General features: G+C 63.7%; 18 protein-coding genes and 1 other RNA gene. 8 read left to right on the forward strand and 11 right to left on the reverse strand.

The annotated features are described in order from the left end of the window. Positions 1 to 19: 19 nt before the first annotated feature. The gene (locus AC6UAL_RS01410) at positions 20 to 928 is read right to left on the reverse strand and encodes a phage capsid protein (RefSeq protein WP_500681565.1); all 909 of its coding nucleotides are present in this window, start codon (positions 926 to 928) and stop codon (positions 20 to 22) included. 499 nt (positions 929 to 1427) lie between these two features. Beyond that, a complete protein-coding gene (hisC, locus tag AC6UAL_RS01415; protein ID WP_500681566.1) occupies positions 1428 to 2525 on the reverse strand; it encodes a histidinol-phosphate transaminase in 1098 nt (365 codons plus the stop codon). 89 nt (positions 2526 to 2614) lie between these two features. On the opposite strand from hisC, the gene AC6UAL_RS01420 reads away from it, so the two are divergent. The 3 genes from AC6UAL_RS01420 (at position 2615) to rnpB (ending at position 5204) form a co-directional block, all read left to right on the forward strand. Further along, positions 2615 to 3865, forward strand: a complete 1251-nt coding sequence (locus AC6UAL_RS01420; protein WP_500681567.1) for a thioredoxin domain-containing protein — start codon at positions 2615 to 2617, stop codon at positions 3863 to 3865. Between the two features lie 108 nt (positions 3866 to 3973). Further along, positions 3974 to 4744: a hypothetical protein gene (locus tag AC6UAL_RS01425; protein ID WP_500681568.1), complete on the forward strand. Its 771-nt coding sequence runs from the start codon at positions 3974 to 3976 to the stop codon at positions 4742 to 4744. A gap of 70 nt (positions 4745 to 4814) precedes the next feature. After that, an RNA gene (gene rnpB / locus AC6UAL_RS01430) (RNase P RNA component class A) lies at positions 4815 to 5204 on the forward strand. Positions 5205 to 5411: 207 nt separating this feature from the next. Here rnpB and AC6UAL_RS01435 read toward each other — a convergent pair. Then, complete coding sequence (locus tag AC6UAL_RS01435) at positions 5412 to 6371, reverse strand: bile acid:sodium symporter family protein (protein WP_500681569.1); 960 nt, start codon at positions 6369 to 6371, stop codon at positions 5412 to 5414. 187 nt (positions 6372 to 6558) lie between these two features. Here AC6UAL_RS01435 and ruvB point away from each other — a divergent pair, with 187 nt between their 5' ends. Further along, positions 6559 to 7575: a Holliday junction branch migration DNA helicase RuvB gene (gene ruvB, locus AC6UAL_RS01440; RefSeq protein ID WP_500681570.1), complete on the forward strand. Its 1017-nt coding sequence runs from the start codon at positions 6559 to 6561 to the stop codon at positions 7573 to 7575. Between the two features lie 74 nt (positions 7576 to 7649). Next, positions 7650 to 8468: an N-acetylmuramoyl-L-alanine amidase gene (locus AC6UAL_RS01445; RefSeq protein WP_500681571.1), complete on the forward strand. Its 819-nt coding sequence runs from the start codon at positions 7650 to 7652 to the stop codon at positions 8466 to 8468. 158 nt (positions 8469 to 8626) lie between these two features. Here the strand turns inward: AC6UAL_RS01445 and AC6UAL_RS01450 are convergent, their stop codons facing one another. The 7 genes from AC6UAL_RS01450 to AC6UAL_RS01480 form a co-directional block, all read right to left on the reverse strand. Further along, positions 8627 to 9739 (reverse strand): serine hydrolase domain-containing protein, encoded by a 1113-nt coding sequence (locus AC6UAL_RS01450; protein ID WP_500681572.1) that lies wholly within the window; start codon positions 9737 to 9739, stop codon positions 8627 to 8629. 54 nt (positions 9740 to 9793) lie between these two features. Then, positions 9794 to 10456 carry a tRNA (N6-threonylcarbamoyladenosine(37)-N6)-methyltransferase TrmO gene (gene tsaA / locus AC6UAL_RS01455; protein ID WP_500681573.1) on the reverse strand — a complete coding sequence of 221 codons (663 nt, stop codon included), beginning with the start codon at positions 10454 to 10456 and terminating at the stop codon, positions 9794 to 9796. A gap of 4 nt (positions 10457 to 10460) precedes the next feature. After that, positions 10461 to 10931 (reverse strand): NUDIX domain-containing protein, encoded by a 471-nt coding sequence (locus AC6UAL_RS01460; protein WP_500681574.1) that lies wholly within the window; start codon positions 10929 to 10931, stop codon positions 10461 to 10463. A gap of 118 nt (positions 10932 to 11049) precedes the next feature. After that, the gene (locus AC6UAL_RS01465; protein WP_500681575.1) at positions 11050 to 12987 is read right to left on the reverse strand and encodes an NAD(+) synthase; all 1938 of its coding nucleotides are present in this window, start codon (positions 12985 to 12987) and stop codon (positions 11050 to 11052) included. 147 nt (positions 12988 to 13134) lie between these two features. Continuing rightward, complete coding sequence (locus tag AC6UAL_RS01470) at positions 13135 to 14568, reverse strand: sulfatase family protein (RefSeq protein ID WP_500681576.1); 1434 nt, start codon at positions 14566 to 14568, stop codon at positions 13135 to 13137. 362 nt (positions 14569 to 14930) lie between these two features. Continuing rightward, on the reverse strand, positions 14931 to 15491 hold the full coding sequence (locus AC6UAL_RS01475) for a hypothetical protein (RefSeq protein ID WP_500681577.1): 561 nt from the start codon (positions 15489 to 15491) through the stop codon (positions 14931 to 14933). A 192-nt stretch (positions 15492 to 15683) separates the two neighbouring features. Continuing rightward, entirely contained in the window at positions 15684 to 16550 is an 867-nt protein-coding gene (locus tag AC6UAL_RS01480; protein ID WP_500681578.1) for an ankyrin repeat domain-containing protein, read from the reverse strand. 390 nt (positions 16551 to 16940) lie between these two features. Here AC6UAL_RS01480 and AC6UAL_RS01485 point away from each other — a divergent pair, with 390 nt between their 5' ends. Beyond that, positions 16941 to 17561: a sugar O-acetyltransferase gene (locus AC6UAL_RS01485; RefSeq protein WP_500681579.1), complete on the forward strand. Its 621-nt coding sequence runs from the start codon at positions 16941 to 16943 to the stop codon at positions 17559 to 17561. Between the two features lie 241 nt (positions 17562 to 17802). On the opposite strand, the gene AC6UAL_RS01490 is transcribed toward AC6UAL_RS01485, so the two are convergent. Continuing rightward, the gene (locus AC6UAL_RS01490) at positions 17803 to 19008 is read right to left on the reverse strand and encodes an acyltransferase (protein WP_500681580.1); all 1206 of its coding nucleotides are present in this window, start codon (positions 19006 to 19008) and stop codon (positions 17803 to 17805) included. A 154-nt stretch (positions 19009 to 19162) separates the two neighbouring features. On the opposite strand from AC6UAL_RS01490, the gene hisB reads away from it, so the two are divergent. Next, a complete protein-coding gene (hisB, locus tag AC6UAL_RS01495; protein ID WP_500681581.1) occupies positions 19163 to 19759 on the forward strand; it encodes an imidazoleglycerol-phosphate dehydratase HisB in 597 nt (198 codons plus the stop codon). A gap of 82 nt (positions 19760 to 19841) precedes the next feature. After that, positions 19842 to 20459 (forward strand): imidazole glycerol phosphate synthase subunit HisH, encoded by a 618-nt coding sequence (hisH, locus tag AC6UAL_RS01500; RefSeq protein WP_500681582.1) that lies wholly within the window; start codon positions 19842 to 19844, stop codon positions 20457 to 20459. The last annotated feature ends 16 nt before the right edge of the window (positions 20460 to 20475 follow it).

Here is a 20475-nt window from a genome sequence, read left to right on the forward strand (position 1 = left end):
GAGTTGTGTTGAGTTGTGATCAGGGCTCCGTGCAGAGAATCTTCACGAAGGCTTCCTCCTGCAAACGCGTCGCGCCGCAGGCGAACTTGGCGCGAATCTGGAGGGCTTCATCGAGGTCATCGCGAATGCTGAGTTTGACCTTGAAGTCGTCCCAGATGCCGAACTGAGCCTTGCTCTTGACCCAGGCCAGGCACGAACGCACCTTCGAGCTGACGGGCAGCTGCTCGGTGCGGATGATGCGGAAGCCCAGGAAGCTGTCGATCTTGCCCTCGGCCAACGCACGCACGGTGTTGTAGTCGTAGCTCGAGACCTCGGGCTCCTTGAGCAGGGAGTCGATCTGGCTGCTCGTGCAGGCCAGGACGAGCTCGTCACCGTAGGCGCGGCGCTCCTCGCTCCATGCTTCGTTGGCGTGGAGCATGGCCAGAGCCTTGCGGAGCTTGGCCACCGTGAGATTGCTGTCCGCCTCGACTCCGGTGTCCGAGTAGTCTTCGGCGATGGTCTGAGTCGTCGGGAAGGTCACGGAGGTCGTGCCGTTTTCTCCCGTGTAGTTGGTGCCGAGGAAGGCATCAATCATCACCTTGTCCATCGTGCGACCGGCGGCAGCGCGCAGGCTTTCGATGGTCTTGCTGACGGGCAAGTCGATGTTGGCCAGCTTCTTCGCGTCAAACTCATCAAAGCCGACGGCTTTGGTGTAGATGTGCGGGAAGATGACGCGGCGCTTGGTGGGAGCTTCGTCCAGCTGAGTGCTCCCCATGCGCGAGGTCTTCTCCGTGAAACTGAGGAGTCCGTACTGGTCGAAGGCCACCATCTTGCCGGAGAGGCCGGTTTCAACGGTGACGTATTTGTCGAGGCGCGAGGCTTCCTGCTGGAGGTAGCTGCCCCACTTCTCGGAGTATTTGATTTGGTAGGCGCTTTCGATGTCAGCCATGTTTTTCCGTGTGTTTTGATATCTGTTGAGTTTGCGGCAAATCGGCTGTTCAGATTGCCCGCCGGGGGTCTGGCCGCGCGGCGCGGAACGACGGGTTGCGGTGCTGCCGCAATTGCCGTCTCCGGCGCTCTTGCCGATGTGCAGCATGCCACGGCCGCGCGGGATCCGCAAGCAGCGGGCGGGGCTGCGCGCATGCTGCCCCGCCCGAGAAGCGTCATGCGCCTCTCCGCCTCTCCGCCTCTCTCGGGCTCATCTCCGCCATCCTCGAGCCCTTCCCCGCCGACAATCGGACGCTTTTCCCCCTCGCTCCGGCCCTTTTCCCCACACCGCTCCCCTTCCCCCGCCGACGCCGGAAGCCTTTTCACAACGGGCGCGAGCCTTCCGCGCGACGGACGGGAAGACGCGCGGGTCGCTTTCCCCCCGTGCAACGCAAAGCGGGTGCCGCCGACTAGGGCTGCACCCGCTGAAAAGAACGGGAAAGACGTCGCGATTCCCTCGCTTACTTGCCGAGGATGCCTGCAAGCACCTCGAGGCAACGGGCATTCTCCTTCTGCGTCCCGACGGTGATGCGGATGTATTCGGGCAGGCCGTAGCCGTCCATCTGACGCAGAATGACGCCCTGAGCCAGCGCTTTGTCAAAGACCTCGCGGCCGCGGCCGACCTTCACCAAGATGAAGTTACCCTGACTGGGGATGTAGTCGAGCCCCCAAGCCTTGAAGGCGTCGTAATACTGCTGCCTGCCGCGCTTGACCATCTCGACGGAGCGGGCGATGTGCTCCTGATCATCGAGGGCGGCCAAGGCTCCGGCCTGAGCAATGAGGTTGATGTTGAAGGGAGTGCGAGCCTTGTTGAGCAGGTCGGCAACGGCGGCCGAAGCAACGGCGTAGCCGGCGCGAACACCCGCGAGACCGTAGGCCTTCGAGAAGGTGCGCATCACGACAACGTTCTTGCCCTCGCGCACAAATTTCATCGTGTCGGGCTTCGTATCGGCAAAGTCGATGTAAGCCTCGTCGAAAGCGACGACGACGTGATCGGGCACCTGCGCCATGAAAGCGTCGATCTCCTCCTGCTGCACCATAGTGCCGAGCGGGTTGGTCGGGTTGGTGATGAAGATGAGGCGCGTGGCCGGAGTCACGGCTTTGAGCATTCCCATGAGGTCGTGCGACCAGTCCGCCTTGTTCTCCACCTCGACGTACTTGGCGCCGAAGAGCTTGCACATGATGGGGTACATGGAGAAGCTGTGGCGCGCTGCCATCAACTCGATGCCGGGGTGCAGGAAGGCGTGGCAGAGCAGCTCGATAATCTCGCTGCTGCCGCTGCCCACCACCGTCTGCTCAAAGCTCACGCCGTGGTCGGCAGCAAGGCGGCTGCGCAGCTCAAAGCTTGCGCCGTCGGGGTAGATATGGGCGCCGGAAGCCGCCCGCACCATGGCGTCAACCGCTTTCGGCGAAGGGCCGAGGGAATTTTCATTCGAGGCCAGTTTCACGATGCGTTCGGGCTCCATGCCCAGTTCTCGAGCGGTTTCTTCGATGGGTTTGCCGGGCTGGTAGGCGACCAGATCCAGCACGTACTGATTCGCGTATGAAGTAATGCTCATGTCGGGCGGTATTATAGACCGTTTTGCCGAAAACTCAAGTCTTTGATTCGAGTCTTGATTTCGAGCGCCCCTGCCATTAGAATGGCGCCATGAAACGATGGCATAAGCGCACCGTCGCGGTGCTGGCTCTCGGGGCTGTCGGCTTTGCGGCTCTGGCTCTGCGCCCGGCGCTGGTGGCCGACAAGCAGCTTGCTGATGCGCTGTCGCGCGACGAGATGGCCTTGGCGCCGGATCAAGCGGCGGCCGCCGGGCAGCGTGCGCTCTGCTACCGCATGGGGACGGCGCGTTGCCCGGGCATCACGCTCATGGAGAGTTCCGACGGGGTCCGAGGCTTCAGCGAGCTGCTGCAGGATGCGGTCTGGGTGATTGATGCAAGGGTTCGGGACGGCAAGCTCATGATTTCCGCACCGCCGCCGCTGCTGCATGCCAAGAGTTCGCTTTGCCGGGTGATCAGCTCATCCTCCGTGAGCATCCTCGGCACACACCGCGTGAGGATGCCCGACGGCAAGACGCACGTCAAGTACGTTGTCGCGCTGCGGCTCAGGGCGGAGATTCAACCCTCGTTCTGGGCGGCGAGCCACGTCTCCGAGATGGCGCAGGTTCTGCTGATCGACCCGGTGGCGGGGACGATGGATTACCTCAATCCCGAGCCGTATTTCCCGGTTGCTGCCGGCGAGCTGACGGTGGTTCCCGCGGACGGCGAGCTGCCGCAGCGGTACAGCGGGAGCGCAACGCGGCAGGAGATGCTCCGCATGCTCGATTTGCTGGCCTCGGTAACGAACGGCCGCATGGCCGATGCCGCAGGAATGACGCTCGCGGCTCGTGCCGACAACTTTGTTGCTCTGATGGCCGAGGCGGATGCGGCCTGGCCCGAATGCTGGGGGACGGATGCCGCAACGGCAAGGGAGCTTCATGAGGCCGTGGTGCCGACGCTGCTGTTTCTGCAGCGAAACGCTTGCTTCGACTCGCAGGCCTTGGCGGATTTCATCAACAGCGAGGACTTCGGACGCATCTTCGGCGAGAGTTTTGCCGATGTCAAGCTCAGCGCCCCCGAGGCGGAGCCCGGTGGACGGACGGAGGAGACGGACGGGTTTCCCGTCATCGTCGGAGACGAAGCTGATGACAGCGCCATGAACGCCGGAGACGACGAAGCCGCGGAGGTCGAGGACGTGCCCGCCGCCGCTGAGGACGAAGCCGTAGAGGTCGAGGAGGAGCCCGCTGCCCCGGCTGTCGACGAAGCCGCGGAGCTTGACGCCGTGCCCGCCGCCGCTGAGGACGAAGCCGTGGAGGTCGAAGAGGAAGCTGCGGCTGCCGTTCCCCCGGCGGCGCCGCAGTCCTGAGCCGGGGGAAGACTCCGCCGGCGCTTGACGTCCGGTGGGCCCGCACGCCTGTGTCATACGTTCATTTCAGGCTTGGCGGCACGGGGACTCTTTGGCACAATGTGCCGCATGGTAAACATGAACTTCCTGCAACCGGTGCTTCTCCTCGCGACGGCACTGCTCGCTGCAGCCTGTTCGGGCATCAGCACGCTTGAAAACAATGCTCAGGTGATGATGGGGCGCAGCCGCGCCGAACTCATAGAGGCCATGATGAGCCGCCCCGATTCCGAAGATTCGCGCCTCTGCTGGAACCAATATGACCGCGAGCTCGTCGAGGTCTACCACCCTGCCGAATACTACGAAGAGACGGAGGAGCACGAGGACTGCCGAGAAACGACCTACACGAGCCGCAGTTGCTACCGCGAGGCCTATATCGAGAATCGCACGATCGAGTACGCACTGGAAGTTCAGGCCGCCTGCCCCGGCGGTCGCGTCACGGAGCTGTCGGTCTTTCTCAACAACCGCCGTTTCCCGGTCTCGAAGCTCTGGGAATCGAAAAATCGCGCGGAATTGGATTGGAATGCAGCCGTGGCCGAGGACGATCTCTCGCTCGTGCGACGCCTCGAATCAGTCAATCCGAAGCTCGCCACGAAGCCCTATCGCGTCAAGGCCTGCCTGCAAGCTGCCCGCTACGGCAGTGACAAGGTGCTCGGCTACTACCTCGGCAACGGATGGGTGAGCCTCGATGATCGCGGGGAGCTTGCCGTGCCGTCGGGGGCCTGCAACGGCGAGACGACGGTTCACTACAGTTTGGTGACCAAGAGTGTGCGCGAGGCTCTGCGCACGTCGCCCCACTGCGGTCTGAGGGCGGATTTGGCCAAGCGGGGCATCAGGTACTGATGCGATAGGACGAGCGTTTCCGCACTTTGGACTTGCATTCGGCACGTTTTGCGTGTAGTCTCGCTGTGCCGTTCGGGTTCGGGTGGTCGCTGTCGGGTGCTCAGGTGCTCGGTAGAGGAAAGTCCGGACATCACAGGGCAGCGCGTCCTGCGAAAGCAGGAGACGTCCGGTCGCGAGGCCGGGCGGCCGGAAAGTGCCACAGAAAACAAACCGCCCGCAAGGGTAAGGGTGAAAAGGTGGGGTAAGAGCCCACCGCTCCCGAGGTAACGAGGGAGGCACGGAAAACCCCGCGCGATGCAAGACAAACAGGGGAAGGGTAGCCCGCCCGCTGTATCCCCGGGTATTAGTTGCACCCTGCTTCGGCAGGGCGCGCCGGGCTCCTCCGGGAGCGCGGCGTGAGAAAAATGGCCACACAGCCCTAGAGGGTGGACAGAATCCGGCTTACAGAACCCGAACGGCAGCCCCCTGCTCTCTCCGTCTTCGTTTTCAGCCCGCGCGAGCCCCGCGCACCCGGCTCGGCTTCAGCCGCACCCGGCTCGGCTCCGGGCAAACACGGCTCGGTTTCAGCCGAACACGGCTCACTTCAGGCGCATTCTGCCCGGCTTCCGACTCTCCGCTTGCCGTTCCGGGCGCCCCTCTTCTCTGCGTCGGGCGCCCCTGCTCGGCTTCAGGCGGGATGGGCTTCGCCGCCGTTCCTCACGGAATCGGCTTCACCGCCGCTGCGGGACAGCAAACGATTTTTTTCACGCACGGCCAGAGCCATCTGAATGGCGTTGGCCACGTTGTGAAAAAAGACGTAGCAGGCCGGGGCGACTGAGGCCAGAGGTGTCGCGAAGGGCTGGTTGGCGATGTAGAGGGTGAGGATGGTGTTTTTCTGCCCGAGGGCCTGCGAGCACTCGCGCTTGAGCTTCGGATAGCCCAGCCAGTAGCCGGCGATGAAGCCGAAGGCGCAGATGAGAGCTGCCGCAAGGGCCATGGGCCAGACGTCGTGCCAAGAGTAGTGCATCTGCAACATGCGCTTGGTGCTGATGGCGGCGATGAGGGTGAGGTTCCAGATCCAAATTCCCAGAGAGAAGTCGCGCAGGCGGGGCGCCCAGAGTTTGCTGGGCGGGTAGATGAGGCGAATGATGCAGGCAACGACGGCCGGGACGACCATGATGTAGATGAGCTGCTTGCCGACGAGGGTCGCCAGCACGGCGTAGGTGAGGCCGGGATCATGCACGACACAGGGCAGCACAAAGGGGGTGAGGACGGCAAACACCACTTGACTGAGCAGCATGGCCGTCGCGCTGAATTCGATATCGCCGCCGATGATGCCGACGATCATGGGGCTGGCTGCGGCAATGGGTGCCGCGCCGCAGTAATAGAGCGCTTCCGCCAACACGGGATAGCCGAGGCTGCGGGCAATGAACCAGGAGCCGATGCCGATGGCCTGTATGCACAGGAAGATGAGGATGTGCATCCACGTGGGTTTGAGTTTGCGAATCTCAACACCGATGAAGGTGACGCTGAGCATCAGGCCGATGCCGATGGGCTGCAGCCAGTAGAGCCGCGAGAGGGATTCATAAAAAAGCCCTCCGACGACGAAGGAAAAAATCATCAGGATGCTGCGAATTTGCCCTTTCATGACGCAAGCGCCATATCACGTACGACAACTTTTTTCAAGATTTATTTGCAATTTTTCTCGCCCCTGTTTCGCGGCGGAGGCGTGCGAGAAGCGGCTCCGCTTTTTTCGGATGCGAGCCGTGATGCCCGCCGTTGTCATGGCAAATCCTCACCTTGACGCCGCTGCGGCTCTGTGGTAAAGTGCCCGCATGGCTGAGTCCCTCTACACGCGCATGGCTGAGACGCCGGTCTCAAGCTTCGATCTCTCGCTTCGCCCGCCGGCTTTCAGCGAGTTCTGCGGGCAGGAGAAGGTGAAGGAGCGCCTGATGCTGATGGTGGAGGCGGCTAAGATTCGCGGTGACGTGCTCGACCATGTGCTGCTGAGCGGGCCTCCCGGGCTCGGCAAGACGACGCTGGCCAATATTATTGCCAATGCCGTCGGTCACAAGCTGCACACGACGTCGGGGCCGCAGATTGAGAAGGCGGGCGATTTGGCGGGGATTCTGACGAATGTGGAGCGCGGCGACGTGCTTTTCATCGATGAAATCCATCGCCTTCACCCCGCTATTGAGGAGTATCTCTACCCCGCGATGGAGGATTTCCGCCTCGATATCATCATTGATCAGGGGCCGAATGCTCGCTCGATTCAGCTCAATTTGCCGAAGTTCACGCTGGTGGGGGCAACGACGCGCGCCGGGATGCTGACGGGGCCTTTGCGCTCGCGATTCGGCTTGGTGAATCGTCTCGATTATTATTCGGCGGACGAGCTCTGCCTGATTCTGCAGCGCTCGGCGGGGCTGCTCGATATTGAGATCTCTGCCGAGGGGGCTCTGGCGATTGCCAGGCGCTCGCGCGGCACGCCCCGCGTGGCTAATGCGCTGTTGCGCTGGGTGCGCGATTACGCGCAGGTGAGGGCGGACGGCCGCATCACTGACGAGGTGGCTCTGGCGGCTCTCGGTATGCTCGATATTGATGATGACGGGCTGGATGAGATGGATAAGCGCCTGCTTGAGACGATGATTTACAAGTTTGACGGCGGTCCCGTGGGGCTGTCGTCGCTGGCGGTTGCCACCGGTGAGGATGAGTCGACTATCGAGGATGTGCACGAGCCCTTTCTCATCATGCAGGGCTACATCAAGCGCACGCCGCGCGGCCGCGAGGCGCTGCCTGCGGCTTACCGCAAGCTGGGCGCCATGCCTGCCGGCGGGCAGCAGGTGTTGCTCTGATGGTTCTGTCTGAGATGTTCCGCTGCCTGCTCTTTCGGATTCGATTTTAACCTGATTTTAACCTGATTTACCGTATGTTTTCTGCAAAGCGTTTTCTGATTTGGTTTTTGGCCGGCTTGTTGTTCTCGGCGGGGTTGACGGGCTGCACGGCATGGCGCATGCGCGCCGAGGTGCGCGAGTCTCGCACGGTGGTGCTGGATATCGGGCATTATTATCACCCCGAACGCGGCGGTCAGGGGGCGCGGACTCCCGACGGGCGCTACGGCAATATTGAGGAGTGCGAGTTCTGGTATCGCTACGCCGGTGAGGTGAAGCGGGTTGTCGAGGAGGCGGGCTACACTTGCCTCATCTGCAACCGAGGCGCCGCTCCGACGGATCCTCAGCTCGCCGAGGCTGGGCGCAAGGCAGGCGTGCATCAGGTGAATTCGCCCGAGGTGGGCGGTATTTATCGCTCGGCACAACACCCGAATCGCATGGCTGTCGGTATGCTCAGTGTGAACTATGCGCTCTACCGCAAGCCGGCTTGTGTGGTGTTCCTCCACCACAACAGTCATTCGGACGACTGGATGGTCTGGACGAAGGGTGCGTTTTACTGCAATGAGGAGGGGATGGAGATGGCCGAGACGATGGCCGATGTGATGAATGAGCGCATTCTCGATAAGGGGATGCCGAACCGCGGGGAGAAGTGCGGCGTGATTCTGCGGGATGATGGCCGCAAGGGCGGCGGCGACTGGCTCAATGCCTGCAATGAGTCGTATGTGCCGGCGGTCATTACGGAGGTGGCTTTCCTCTCGAATCCCGAGCACGCGCGCTTCCTCAGCAAAGAGGAGAATGCGAAGCGCTACGCGCAGGCTATCGGCGAGGGTATTGTGCGCTTCCTCAACGAGCGCTGAGGGGTGACGGCTACCCCCTGCCCCATCGTCGGCCGCCGGAGCAGCTGAGGCCGACGGGGGGAGGCGCTCCGCAGGACCTACAGGCTCTCCGCAAGGGGGCAGGTCTTCCGCAAGGGGGAGATCGAGGCGCCGCGCTGCGGCGTCAAGGTGCGGCTGTTTCAAGCGTCGCCGCAGCGGCGATCTTCGAGCAGGGCGTCGATGAGGCGCTGAACACGCCTTCCCGGCAGGATGCCCATCTCCATGGCGTTCATGACGTAGGCGAAGGAGCAACCGCAGCTCGGTTCGCAGAAGGCGTGGCAGCCCCCGGCTCCGGCGTGCCCGAAGCCGCCTTCGCCGAAGAGTTCGGCCGGTTCGCACATGCAGCCGCAGGTGAAGCTCGTCGGGCGCATGAGGATGCGGTCGAGGCCCCTGCTCTGCGGCTCGCTCATCTGTTCGAGTATCTCGGGCGGAAAGGGGCTGCCGGGCAGCTGCCCGAGCAGGGCTTGGTAAAAAGACGCCAAGCCGCGAGCCGATGCGACGCCGCCTTTGGCGGGTGAGGCGCACTCCCACGCGGCCGGGCTGTTCATCTCTCGGGCGCTGCTGAGCCCGGTGATGCTGTGGAAGGCGGCGTAGACTTCGGAGCTCGGGTCAAAGTAGGCGTCGTAGAAGGGGCCGTGCGGCATGCCGCTGTGCAGGCGCGGCGCCCGCAGCTCGGCGACGCGGGTGCGTTCGCTGACGGGCAGGCCGATGTAGAAGTCGAGCCCCAGCGGAGCCCGCACGCGCTCTTCCCAGAAGGCGCCGAGTCTCTTGCCGGTCAGCTCGAGCAAGAGGATGTCGATCATCGGGCCGATGGTGTGCGGGTGGTAGCCGTGCACGGGCGGGCCCCATCGCGGTCGGCTGTGCTCGATGGCGTAGCGGCAGGCATCGAGGTCGAAGATGACGGCGCTGAGGTGGAGAGCGGCAAGCCCGGACTGGTGAGAGAGCAGCTCGGCGATGCTCAGATGCGGCGCGGGAAAGCGCGGCCAGATTTCGCCGACTTCGAGCTCGGGCCCGCGGCAGCAGTCGTAGAGAGCCAGCAGCAGGCAGGCGGCCGAGGCCGCTTTCGTGGCCGAGTAGACGGGCACGAGGGTCTCGGGCGTCCACGCTTTGCCTTCGCGGGCTTCTCCGCCGCAGAGGTGCAGGCCTTCTCGCCCGTTTTGCTGCACGCAGAGAGCAGCGCCGCGCTCCAGCCCCTCGGCAAAGTTTTGGGCAAAGGCGGCGCGCAGACGGGGGAATGGTGCGGAATCAGCCATGAGAGGGGGTGCGAGAGGAGGTGCGCATGCCGGCGGGTGGTTCGTGTTCGGGCGTCATCGGCTCAGGGGCTCGACGGCATGGACGTGCGCGATGCCGTCGTCGACGCTGAAGTGCACTTCACAGGGCTCGAACAGGAGGTGGTAGACGCGCTCGGGGTCGCGCTGGTAGGCAGGGCGCGGGTCTTGGGCCAGGGTCTCCGCCAGTCCCTCGCGCCAATGGGGCGGAAGCCCGGGCGGCAGGAGCTCTTCGGGCAGGTCGACGCGGAGGGTCGGGCGTTCGCGCCGGGTAAAGCCTGCGGCGGCGTCGGGGATGGCGTCGGCGTAGGGCACGTAGGGTTTGATGTCGTAAATCGGGCTGCCGTCGACGAGGTCGGCGCCGGAGACGCGCAGCACCGGGCCGGGCAGTACGGCTTCGAGCTTCACGACCGAGAGGCCGAGCCCGTTCGGCCGAAAGGGGGAACGGGTGGCAAAGACGCCCAAGCGCTCGTTGCCGCCCAGCCGGGGCGGGCGCACGGTGGGATGCCACTCGCTCCCGTTGCGATCAAAGCCCCAGATGAGCCAGATGTGCGAGAACTCTTCCAACCCGCGCACGCAGGCTTCATCGCGAAAAGGGGGCGCCAAGACGATGTCGCTCAGCACATGCGGGGCGAGGTTGCCCTGACGCGGCACGCCGAATTTCTCGGGATACGGCGAGCGGATGTGCGCGACGGGCTCCATGGGCTCAGAGGCCGAAGAAGTCGCGGAGCACCGCTTGGTAGACACCGCGCTTGAAGTTCGGCAGTTTGTCGAGGTCGAAGTCCGCCGGTTGAATCCAACGATAGGCGCAGAACTCTCGGTTGTCGAGCCACGGCTCGGCCTGATCGTTGAGCATGCGGCACAGGAAGTAGTGCTGCTCCTGCCCGGCGTAGGGGATACCGCGCTTTCGCAGCACGCGCTCGCGCTCCTTGGGCGGGTAGTCGTAGCGGTAGGGCCCGTGCTCGGCGATTACGTCGTACTCGTTGGGGCGAAAGCCCGTCTCTTCCATCCCCTCTCGGCAGGCGGCCTCTACCGGCGCCTCGCCTTTTTTGATACCGCCCTGCGGAAACTGCCATGCTCCGGCCGGTTTGACGCGCTCGCACACGAGTACCGTGCCATCCGAGCGCTGGTAAATAATGGCGGCATTGGGTCGGTAGAGATCCGTGGGATGTGACATCTTCGATACGGGGTTTGGTGAATCAGCGGTGCCCTCGGGAGAGCGGGGTGCGAGCATATTGTAGCGCAGCTTTCTGCCCTTGGCAAGCGATTTGCATTTGCGCCGAGCAACGGAGTTCTCAACGCCACTGCTGCCAGACGGTGCCGCAGGCATCGCTGGGCATGCGCCAATCGCCGCGCGGCGAGAGGGCAATGGTGCCCACTTTCGGCCCGTCGGGGATGCAGCTGCGCTTGAATTGCTGGGTGAAGAAGCGGCGCACGAAGGTGTGAAGCGTTTTCTCGATGAGCTCCTTCGGGTACTCTCCGGCAAAGGCTCGCCTCGCCAGAGCCAGCATTTTGTCGGGCTCGGCTCCGTACTTGATGAAATGATACAGGAAGAAATCGTGAAGGTCGTAGGGCCCGAGGATGTCTTCGGTTTTCTGCTCGACGGTGCCGTCGTCGGCAGGGGGAAGCAGCTCAGGGCTCACGGGGGTGTCGATAACGTCGCGCAGCACGGCGGCAAGCTCGTCGGAACTGCGCTCGGCGACATGCGATATCAGGCAGCGAATGAGTGTTTTGGGGATGGAGCAGTTGACGGCGTACATGCTCATGTGATCGCCGTTGTAGGTCGACCAGCCCAGCGCAATCTCCGAGAGGTCGCCCGTGCCTACGACGATGCCGCCCGTGAAGTTGGCGTGATTCATCAAAATCTTCGTGCGCTCGCGCGCCTGCACGTTCTCGTAAGTCACCGTGCGCTGCGAGGGGTCGAAGCCCAGTTCGGCGAAGTGGTGCAGGCAGGCTTCGCGAATGTTCACTTCTTTGAAGCTCGCACCGACCAGCTCGATCATTTTGACGGCGTTGTTGTACGTGCGGCCCGTCGTGCCGAAGCCCGGCATGGTGATGGCCAGAATCATCGACGGATCCTTGCCCAGCAGCTCGCAGGCGCGGGCGCAGACGAGGAGAGCCAACGAGCTGTCGAGCCCGCCCGATATGCCGATGACGAGCGTGCGGGCGCGCGTCTGCTCCATGCGCTTGGCCAGGCCGGCCGCCTGAATGTTGAGGATGTCCTCGCAGCGACGCTCGCGCACGTCGTCGGCAGGCAGGAAGGGACGGGCGGCTATCGCGGCGTAGCTGAGGTCGCAGGTATCCGGCAGCGAGCTGAGGGAGATGCGGCGCACGCTGTTCCACTCCGCCGGCAGGGAGTTGTCATGGAAGGAGCTCTCGCTCATGCGGGCGTTGCCGAGGCGGGCGAGGTCGATATCCGCCATGATGATGCCGCTCTCGCGCCTAAAGCGCTCGCTCTCCGCCACAATGTGCCCGTTCTCGGCAATCAGCGCATGGCCGCCGTAAACGACGTCCTGCGTGCTCTCGCCGACCCCGGCCGACGAGAAGACGTAGCCGGAGAGGCAGCGCCCGCTCTGCTGGGCGACGAGGTTGCGTCGGTAGGCGGCTTTGCCGGCGAGCTCGTTGCTGGCGGACGGATTGAGGATGACGCGTGCCCCCAGCAGGCACAGGCGGCTGCTGGGCGGGATAACGGACCAGAGGTCCTCGCAGATTTCAACGCCGAAGACGAGGTGGGCATCGTCGCAGAAAAGCAGGTCTGCCCCGATGGGCACCGCGCCGAAGCCGGGCAGCATCACCTCGTTCACCGGCAATTTTGCGGCCGGAAGGAATTGGCGCTTTTCGTAAAACTCGCGGTAGTTCGGCAGCACGGATTTGACGACCAGCCCCAGCACTCGCCCGCCCTGCACGACCGCAGCCGCGTTGTAGAGCCCGTCCTGCACCGCGAGCGGAAGGGAAACAACGGCCACCGGGGCCAGACCGTCCCGGCCGAAGCGAGCGGTTTGGTCGGCGAAGCTCCTGAGGCCTGCGAGGGCCGCCTTCTGCAGGCAGGGCTGAAAGAAGAGGTCTCCGCAGCTGTAGCCGGTGAGGCACAGCTCGGGGAAAAGAACCACCTGAGCTCCGCCCTGAACGGCGGCCTGCATGCTGCTGACAAGGCGCGCGACGTTGAACTCCACATCGGCAACCCGCACGGCGGGCGTGACGGAGGCAAAGCGATAATATCCGAAGCTGCTCATTCTGCAACTCAGTCTAGCATGACCCCGCCCGAAGTCAAGTTTTGAAGCATCCGATCTCCATTTCTTTATACGCACAGCGGCGAGCGAAGGCTTGGCCTCCGCTCGCCGGCTTTCTAGTTTCAATACTGATGATCAGCAGGGGACGAATCAGTACCGGGGCATCGTCTTCGCTTCCTTGTGCTCTTTGAGAAGCTTCTTGCCCCAGGACTCGTGATCCGGATAACGAGGCCCGGGCGTCGATTCCAGATAGTCATCCAGCTCTCGGGAGAGCTCGCGAAGGCGCTTCTGCTGAGACTTGGCGCGGTTCTCTTTCTCACCGGGATCATCGCCGAGGCAGTACAGGCGGGGTTCAACGCCCTTGGCTCGCAGCAACTTCCAATCGCCGACAAGAATCGCATTGGTCTGATCCGTGCACCACTGCAGGCTGCGATCCCCGGCGGATTCACCCCGGAGCACGGGCACCATGCTTCGCCCGTCCATGGTCTTCGGCACAGGCTGGTCATTGAGCTGCAGGAGCGTCGGCAGGATATCCATCAGCGAGACAATCTCTCCGCAGCGGCGACCGGGAACGAGCAGATCCTTCGGCCAGGCCTTCCCCTGTTGGGTACCGACACAGCTGACCAGGAACGGAACCCTCACGCCGCCCTCATAGTGAAGGCGCTTGTGACCGCGCCAAGGCGCGTTTGAGCAGGGCGACTCGGGCGCACCGCCGTTGTCGGACATGAAAAACACGAGCGTATCATCGGCAAGCCCCTGCTCGCGAAGCGCATCCATGATCCGGCCGACACCGCGGTCCACACCGTGAATCATCGCGCAGTAGTGCATGCGAAGCCCCGTCGGAACGGGCACGCCGTTCTCCTCGGCGTGCTGCCGCGTCGCCTCGCGGTCCTCCTTCAACGACTCCATCGGCCAGTGCGGGGCGTTGTAGGAGACAAAGAGGAAGAAGGGCTTGCCCTCCGGAGACTGCTCGCGGATGAAACGCACGGCCTCGCGCGTCACGTCATCCGTCAGGTAGGTCACCTTGGGGTTTTCGTCATAGGAGGAAACGATGCGGCTGGGGTTGAGCCCGCCCTGCTCCTGCGCGAGAGGGAAGTACGAACGCGACCCGCCGAGGAAGCCCCACCAACGGGCGAAGCCGCGCTCGGTCGGCGTCTGCCCCTTCGTGTGGCCGAGGTGCCACTTACCCACCACACCGCAGGTATAGCCCAGCGGGTTGAGATACTCGGGCAGCAACTTCTCCGTAACGGGGAGGCCGTAGCGGCTCTCGGGCAAGTCGGGATGCTTCCAGTTCGGGTTGACGGTGATGCCGTAGCGCTTCGGCTGGCGCCCCGTCATCAGGGCCATGCGCGAAGGACCGCACATGGGTGCCGCAGCGTAGGCGCGCTCAAAGAAAACACCCTGTTCGGCCAAGCGGTCGATGTTGGGACTGACCACTTGGCGCGACCCCGTGCAGCCCAGATCGCCGTAGCCGAGGTCATCCGTCATGATGACAACGGCATTGGGGCGCGTCGGAGCGGCATGAGCAGATGATGCCAGGCAACAAAGGCCTGCAACCAGCAGTGAAGACAGGAATCTGTTCATGCTGGCACTCTGTCAAAGGAAGCCTCCCTTGTCAAGCCCATTCACGCAGGCCGCAGCGCAAACGCAAGCGAAAATCCGCACCCTCCCCTGCCCCTCGGCACTCAGACCCGGACTTCACCCGAAGCACCGAAAGGAAAGAGACGGGCCTCACCCGCTAATACGAAGTCCTCCTCGGAAGGCAGCCCGATAAAGCTCGCCGAGAGTCTTCCGTTCGGACGCCTTCGCTCGGGCTCCGGCAGCTTCCCGATACACGAGCGCAAGGCTCACCGCGCCCTCAGGCCGCCGTGTATCCGCAGACAACACCGAGCCCTCAGGCCGCCGTGCACGCTCAAGCCTCATTCTCAGGCCGAATGCTCGGCCTCTCACTCCGCGGCGGAAGCGTCGCCGTCCTGAGGCTCAAGATCATCGGCAGCCTGCTTGAGGCGATCGATGTACTGCTCGACACCCCAGCCACGGAAACAGGAGAGATTGCCGACGACCTTGCCGTCGGGCGTCACAATCGCGCCGCTGGGTTTAGCGGTGCATTGATACTCGGGCATCGGCTCACCGCTGATGTAGCCGCAACCGATGCCGCGGCTGCGCTTGAGCTTGGAGTTGTTGAGGATTTCTTTCTCAAAAACCACGCAGACCGGGCAGGTCTTCGGGTCGCTGTAGATCATCCAGACCGGCAAATTGTGTTTTTTGGCGAAAGCCAGAGCGGACTTTTCCGACTTGAACCATTTGAAAGGAACCTTGGCACGGGCAGCCTTCTTCTTGGCGGCCTTCTTCTCGGCCGCCAGTTTCTTGCGGTCGGCCTTGGTGAGGGGCTCGCTGCTTTGTTCCGCATCGGGGGCTCCGTGGTCTTCCGCAGCGAGAGGCAAGGGAGCAAAGGCAAGGCAACACGCTGCCGCCACCACGGATGCAAGGCGAATTCTCTTCTTCATGGCGGCATGATGTCATGCGAGCCGGAGCAGGTCAAGCAGAATTCGCGTCCGCCGAAGCATCTTTCCGAAATCGGCCGACTAGAGGGTAAAACCGGGCGGACGGCAGCTCCCGGGGAGGCGAGCCGCGCGAAGCCGCAACCGCGGCCCGCCGCGGCAAGCCTTGCGAGCCCGAGCTCGCCGGGTGCACTCGCATCACTCGGCGCCCATCTCGAGGAGCCTCTTGCGGTTGCGGCTACTCGGCCCGGTATAGTCCATTGTCGACTTGCCGGCGCGATCGCGGGCGCGGACGTCCGGCTTGGCCTCCCTCATGAACGTCCATACCTCATCCGACATGTAGCCCAGCACGGCATACATCAGCGGCGTGCGCCCGGCCTTGTCGCGTGCGTCGATATCGGCACCGAGCCCGGTGAGCAGAGGCAGCATCCACCCGTGATCCCCCCGCATGAGAGAGTACATCAGCGGCGTGCGGCCTTCCGCATCGCGGCTGTTGATATCCGCCCCGGCAGACACGAGCAGGCGAATCGCGGCCTCCGCATCGGGAGAAGCCATGCGCCTGTAGCAGGCCGCCATCAGCGCATTCTGCCCGGCCGCGTTGCACGCCTCGGCCTCCGCCCCCGCGGCCAGGAGAAGCTGCGTGCAGCGCGTCACGGCATCCTTGCCCTGCAGGGTCGGGCAGGGGAGGGACAGATACCCGTCCCCCTCCGTCTGCGCGAGCATCAGCGCGGTATTGCCCTGAAGATCGCGCGCCTGCACATCGGCCCCGGCGCCCAGCAACAGCTCCACCATCTCCGGCTGCTGCGAATCCGCCGCCATCATCAGCGCCGTGCGCCCGAGAACGGAAGCGGCATTCACCCCTGCCCCGGCGTCGAGCAGGGCCTTCACTTCCTCCGCAGATCCGCGGCGCACGGCCTGCATCAGCGGGGTACGATGCCACGCGTCCGTCTCATTGATCTGATCCGGCGCGGGAAGAGTAAAGGCCTCGGGCGCTCCCTCGGCGCAGACAAGCGGTGCGCTCCATGCCAGAGCGGCTAAAGTCTTGATCAAAAATGTTGTATTCATAGGGGTATCGACGCGCTTACTCTATAACAGCGCAACGAGCTTTTCACGCACAAAAGAAACAAATCGTCATTTTTTTCGTTATTGATAGCCCCGGCCGGCGGAGTGCCTGATGCGTCCGGAGGGATGCCGAGGAAGCAAGGAGGGCATATCAAGGAGGGCATATCGAGCCAAGGTGCTGCGGACGCGTCCTGTGGCCGTGTACCGCGCCCGAGTCATGCGGCAGCGCGCACCGAAACAGCTCGCGGCACCGACGCGCCGCCCGAGCCCGACACTGCCGGCGGCGCTCGCCCCTGCTTTCAAACGAAAAAGCGCGGCCCCGACCCTCGCCCAAGCGGCCGCCCTCGCCTCCCTCTCTTGACCGATGCGATGCGCTGTGCTAAAGTCCTGCTCATGGAAGATTCGGAACAGAGCAAGATGCTCCGAGGGGAGCTTTTCAACGCGGCGGATGCAGAACTCTGCGCCCTGAGGCTCCGTGCCAAGCAGCTCTGTTACCAATTCAACCGCACGGATCCGTCCGACGAGGGCGCGATGCAGGAGCTGCTCCGCAAGCTCCTCGGCAGCATCCGCGGGCAGGCGATGATCATGCCGAACTTCTGGTGCGACTACGGCTTCAACATCGAGCTGGGCGACGGCGTCTTCATCAACCACGACTGCGTGATGCTCGACGGCGCCAAAATCAGCTTGGGCGATTCGGTTCTCGTCGGTCCGCAATGCGGCTTCTACACCGCTTCGCATCCCTCCGATGCCGCGACTCGCCGCACCGGGGCGGAGTACAGCCTACCCATCTGCGTCGGCAATGATGTCTGGATCGGCGGCGGCGTCAAAATCCTGCCCGGCGTGAGCATCGGTGCCAACTGCATCATCGCCGCCGGCAGCGTCGTCAGCCGAGACATTCCGAGCGGAGTTCTGGCCGGCGGTGTTCCCTGCCGCGTTCTGCGCCCCTTGGACGCAGCCGAGCAACAGCCTCTCCCCGGGATGGAGCGCTACCGCAACGCCCGGCAGGCGCGGTGAGCCGTCGCCTCGGCGGCTTCGGCCGACTCGGTTCGGCATCGCCTTGCAGGGGGCTTGCGACAACCCGGCCCGACCTCGCCTTGCGGAGGCTTGCGTCAACCCGGCCAGACCTCGCCTTGCAGGAGGCTTGCGACAACCCGGCCCGACCTCGCCTTGCGGAGGCTTGCGTCAGCCCTGCTCCACCCTTCGGGGGCTTCGCTCAACGCGGTCTGCCCCGCCCGTGCGGGGGCTTGCGGTCAACTCAGCCCAACAGCCACTTGCCGGGAATCAGGCGCTTGAGCAAAGCCACGATGCACCACGTGACGGGCAGCACGATGACGGCCGAGGCCAAGACCAGCAGCTCATCGCCAATACCCAAGCTGCGGCACAGCATGAAGGCGGGGCCCACGATGAAATAGTGCACCAAGTAGATGCCGAAGCCGCAGGAAGTCAGGTTGGCCAGCAGACGGCGCACCCAAAGCGGAGAATCGGTGATTTCTCGGAAGATGAGAAGCAGGCCGGCCACCATCAGCGCAACATTGGGGCTGCAAAAGAAGATGAACACCTCGTGCGCCGGCACATAGGGGACGCCGGGCGTTTCGGGGGAAAGCGCCAAACGGAGCATCTCGCCGAAGCTGCCCGCATGGTAAGACTCCGTCTGCATGATGCGGAAGCCGACCAAGGTGACAAGGTAGCCCATGACGATGAGAGCCGCCCCCGCCGCCAGTGCGCGGCCGAAGCCGATGCGCCTTCCGCGCATCATGAGGTGACCGAGCAGCAGATACCCGCTGAAGCCCGCAAAATAGTGCAACATGCCGCAACTGTTCCAAGCGCAGACGCCCCAGAGCTCGGGCATGGCCAAGTTGAGATAGGGGATGAACAGCGAAAGCGTCCAGAGCCCGAGCACGGCCAACTTCTCACGCAGCGTCGCGCGCTCCAGCCAGGCCGAGAGAATGGGGATGAAGAGGTAGAGCCCGATGAGCACGTAGACGTACCACATGTGCACGCAGTAGAGCGAGAAGCTCAAAGGGATGAGAGCGATCTCGCCGAGAGCGCTGCTCAGCTCGCCGCTCGGCGCGACGGCGGCCGAGACAAAGTGATCGGCAATGCGCGACGGATCTGCCCCGCCGAGGCCGAGGAAGAACCAAGGGAAGAGGCAGTAGAGGGCGCTCCAGATGAGGAAGGGCCAAAGCACGCGCCCGATGCGTTTGCGCCAAAAGGGGAAAGTTGCTGTTCGCGCGGGCAACAGCAACGCTCCCGTCATGCAGACAAAGAGGGGGACACAGGCACGCGTCGAGCACTGCCAGACGGCGCCCCAGAAGCTCAATTCGGTGGAGGGAGCCGCAAGGGGGTTGAAGAGCAAGGGGTCGCAGCAATGGCAGAGGGTCACCAAAAAGAGGGCGACAAGCCGCAGCCAATCAATCCAGAGGCAGCGGTTCATGAGCAGGGAGCGGTCGTCAGCGGGCATGAGGGCAGTCTATCCGAGAGGAAACGAGGGGTCAAGCAGAAAAGCCGACGGGAGTCGGGCAGTCCGAGCGAGGCCTTGAGCGCACAAAGTCTGCCCGTGGCATTGTTTACAGTTGGCAAAGCTTGCGGAAGGTGCTACAATGAGGCTTACCAAGATGTCCGAATCCAGAAAAGCCAGCAGCAAGCGTACGACCGGCGAAACCGACATCAGCCTCGATCTCAACCTCGACGGCTCGGGTTGCGCCGCCATTGCCACCGGGCACCCCTTCTTCGACCACATGCTCAACCTCTTCGCCCGCCACAGCCTCATCGACATGGCGCTCACCGCACGCGGCGACCTCGAGGTCGATGCCCACCACACGGTCGAGGACACCGGTATCGTCATCGGCGAGACAATCGCCCGCGCGCTGGGTGACAAGCGCGGCATCCGCCGCTACGGCTGCGCCTACGTGCCGATGGACGAAACGCTCTGCCGCTGCGTCATCGACCTCTCCAACCGTCCCTTCCTCGAGTTCCGTGCACCGCAGGGCGCCGCCGACGCTCCCAACATGCCGCTTTCGCTGACGGTGGAGTTCTGCCGCGCTCTGGCGAACAACCTGCGCTGCAACCTGCATATCGAGGTTTTTTACGGCATGGACGGCCACCACATTGCCGAAGGTATCTACAAGAGCCTCGCCCATGCTCTGCGCGAGGCGGTCGAGATTGATCCGCGTGCGGCTTCCCTGATTCCCTCCACCAAGGGCGCCCTCTGAGCCACCGAAGCTCCACGCCATGAACTCCACGCCATGAACTCCACGCCATGACCCCCGCGGCAACCCCATCGCAACGACGCATATGAGTACTCTGGGCATCATTGATTACGGCGCCGGCAATCTTTCAAGCGTGCGCAATTCCTTTTTGTCCGCCGGCTTTGAGTCGCGCCTCGTCCGCACGCCGGACGACTTGGCGGGCATCACGCACTTGGTGCTGCCCGGCGTGGGGGCGTTCGGCGACTGCGCCCGCGCTCTCGAGGGGCAGGGGCTGGCGCCCGCCATCCGCGACTGGGTGTCGCAGGATCGGCCCTTTCTGGGCATCTGCATCGGCTATCAGATTCTCTTTGAGAGCAGTGAGGAGAGCCCAGGCGTGCCCGGGCTCGGCATCTTCAGCGGCCGCGTGCGCCGCTTCCGCGATCTCGGTCTCAAGGTGCCGCACATGGGGTGGAATGAGGTGAGCGTCGCGCGCGAGGACGACCCGATGTGGGCCGGTATGGGCACGGGGCGGCACTTCTATTTCGTGCACTCCTACTTCCCCGAGCCGGAGGATGCATCGCTGGCGGCCGCTACCTGCTGCTACGGCGAGACCTTCACGGCGGCCATTCGCTGCGGGCGGCTCATCGCCACGCAATTTCACCCTGAAAAGAGCCAGAAGCTCGGCTTGCAACTGCTGAAAAACTTTGCCGGAGCGACCCGGTGAGCGCCGCCTGATTCAT

Source organism: Candidatus Parakkermansia intestinigallinarum, from assembly GCF_944389695.1.
GTDB lineage: Bacteria > Verrucomicrobiota > Verrucomicrobiia > Verrucomicrobiales > Akkermansiaceae > Akkermansia > Akkermansia intestinigallinarum.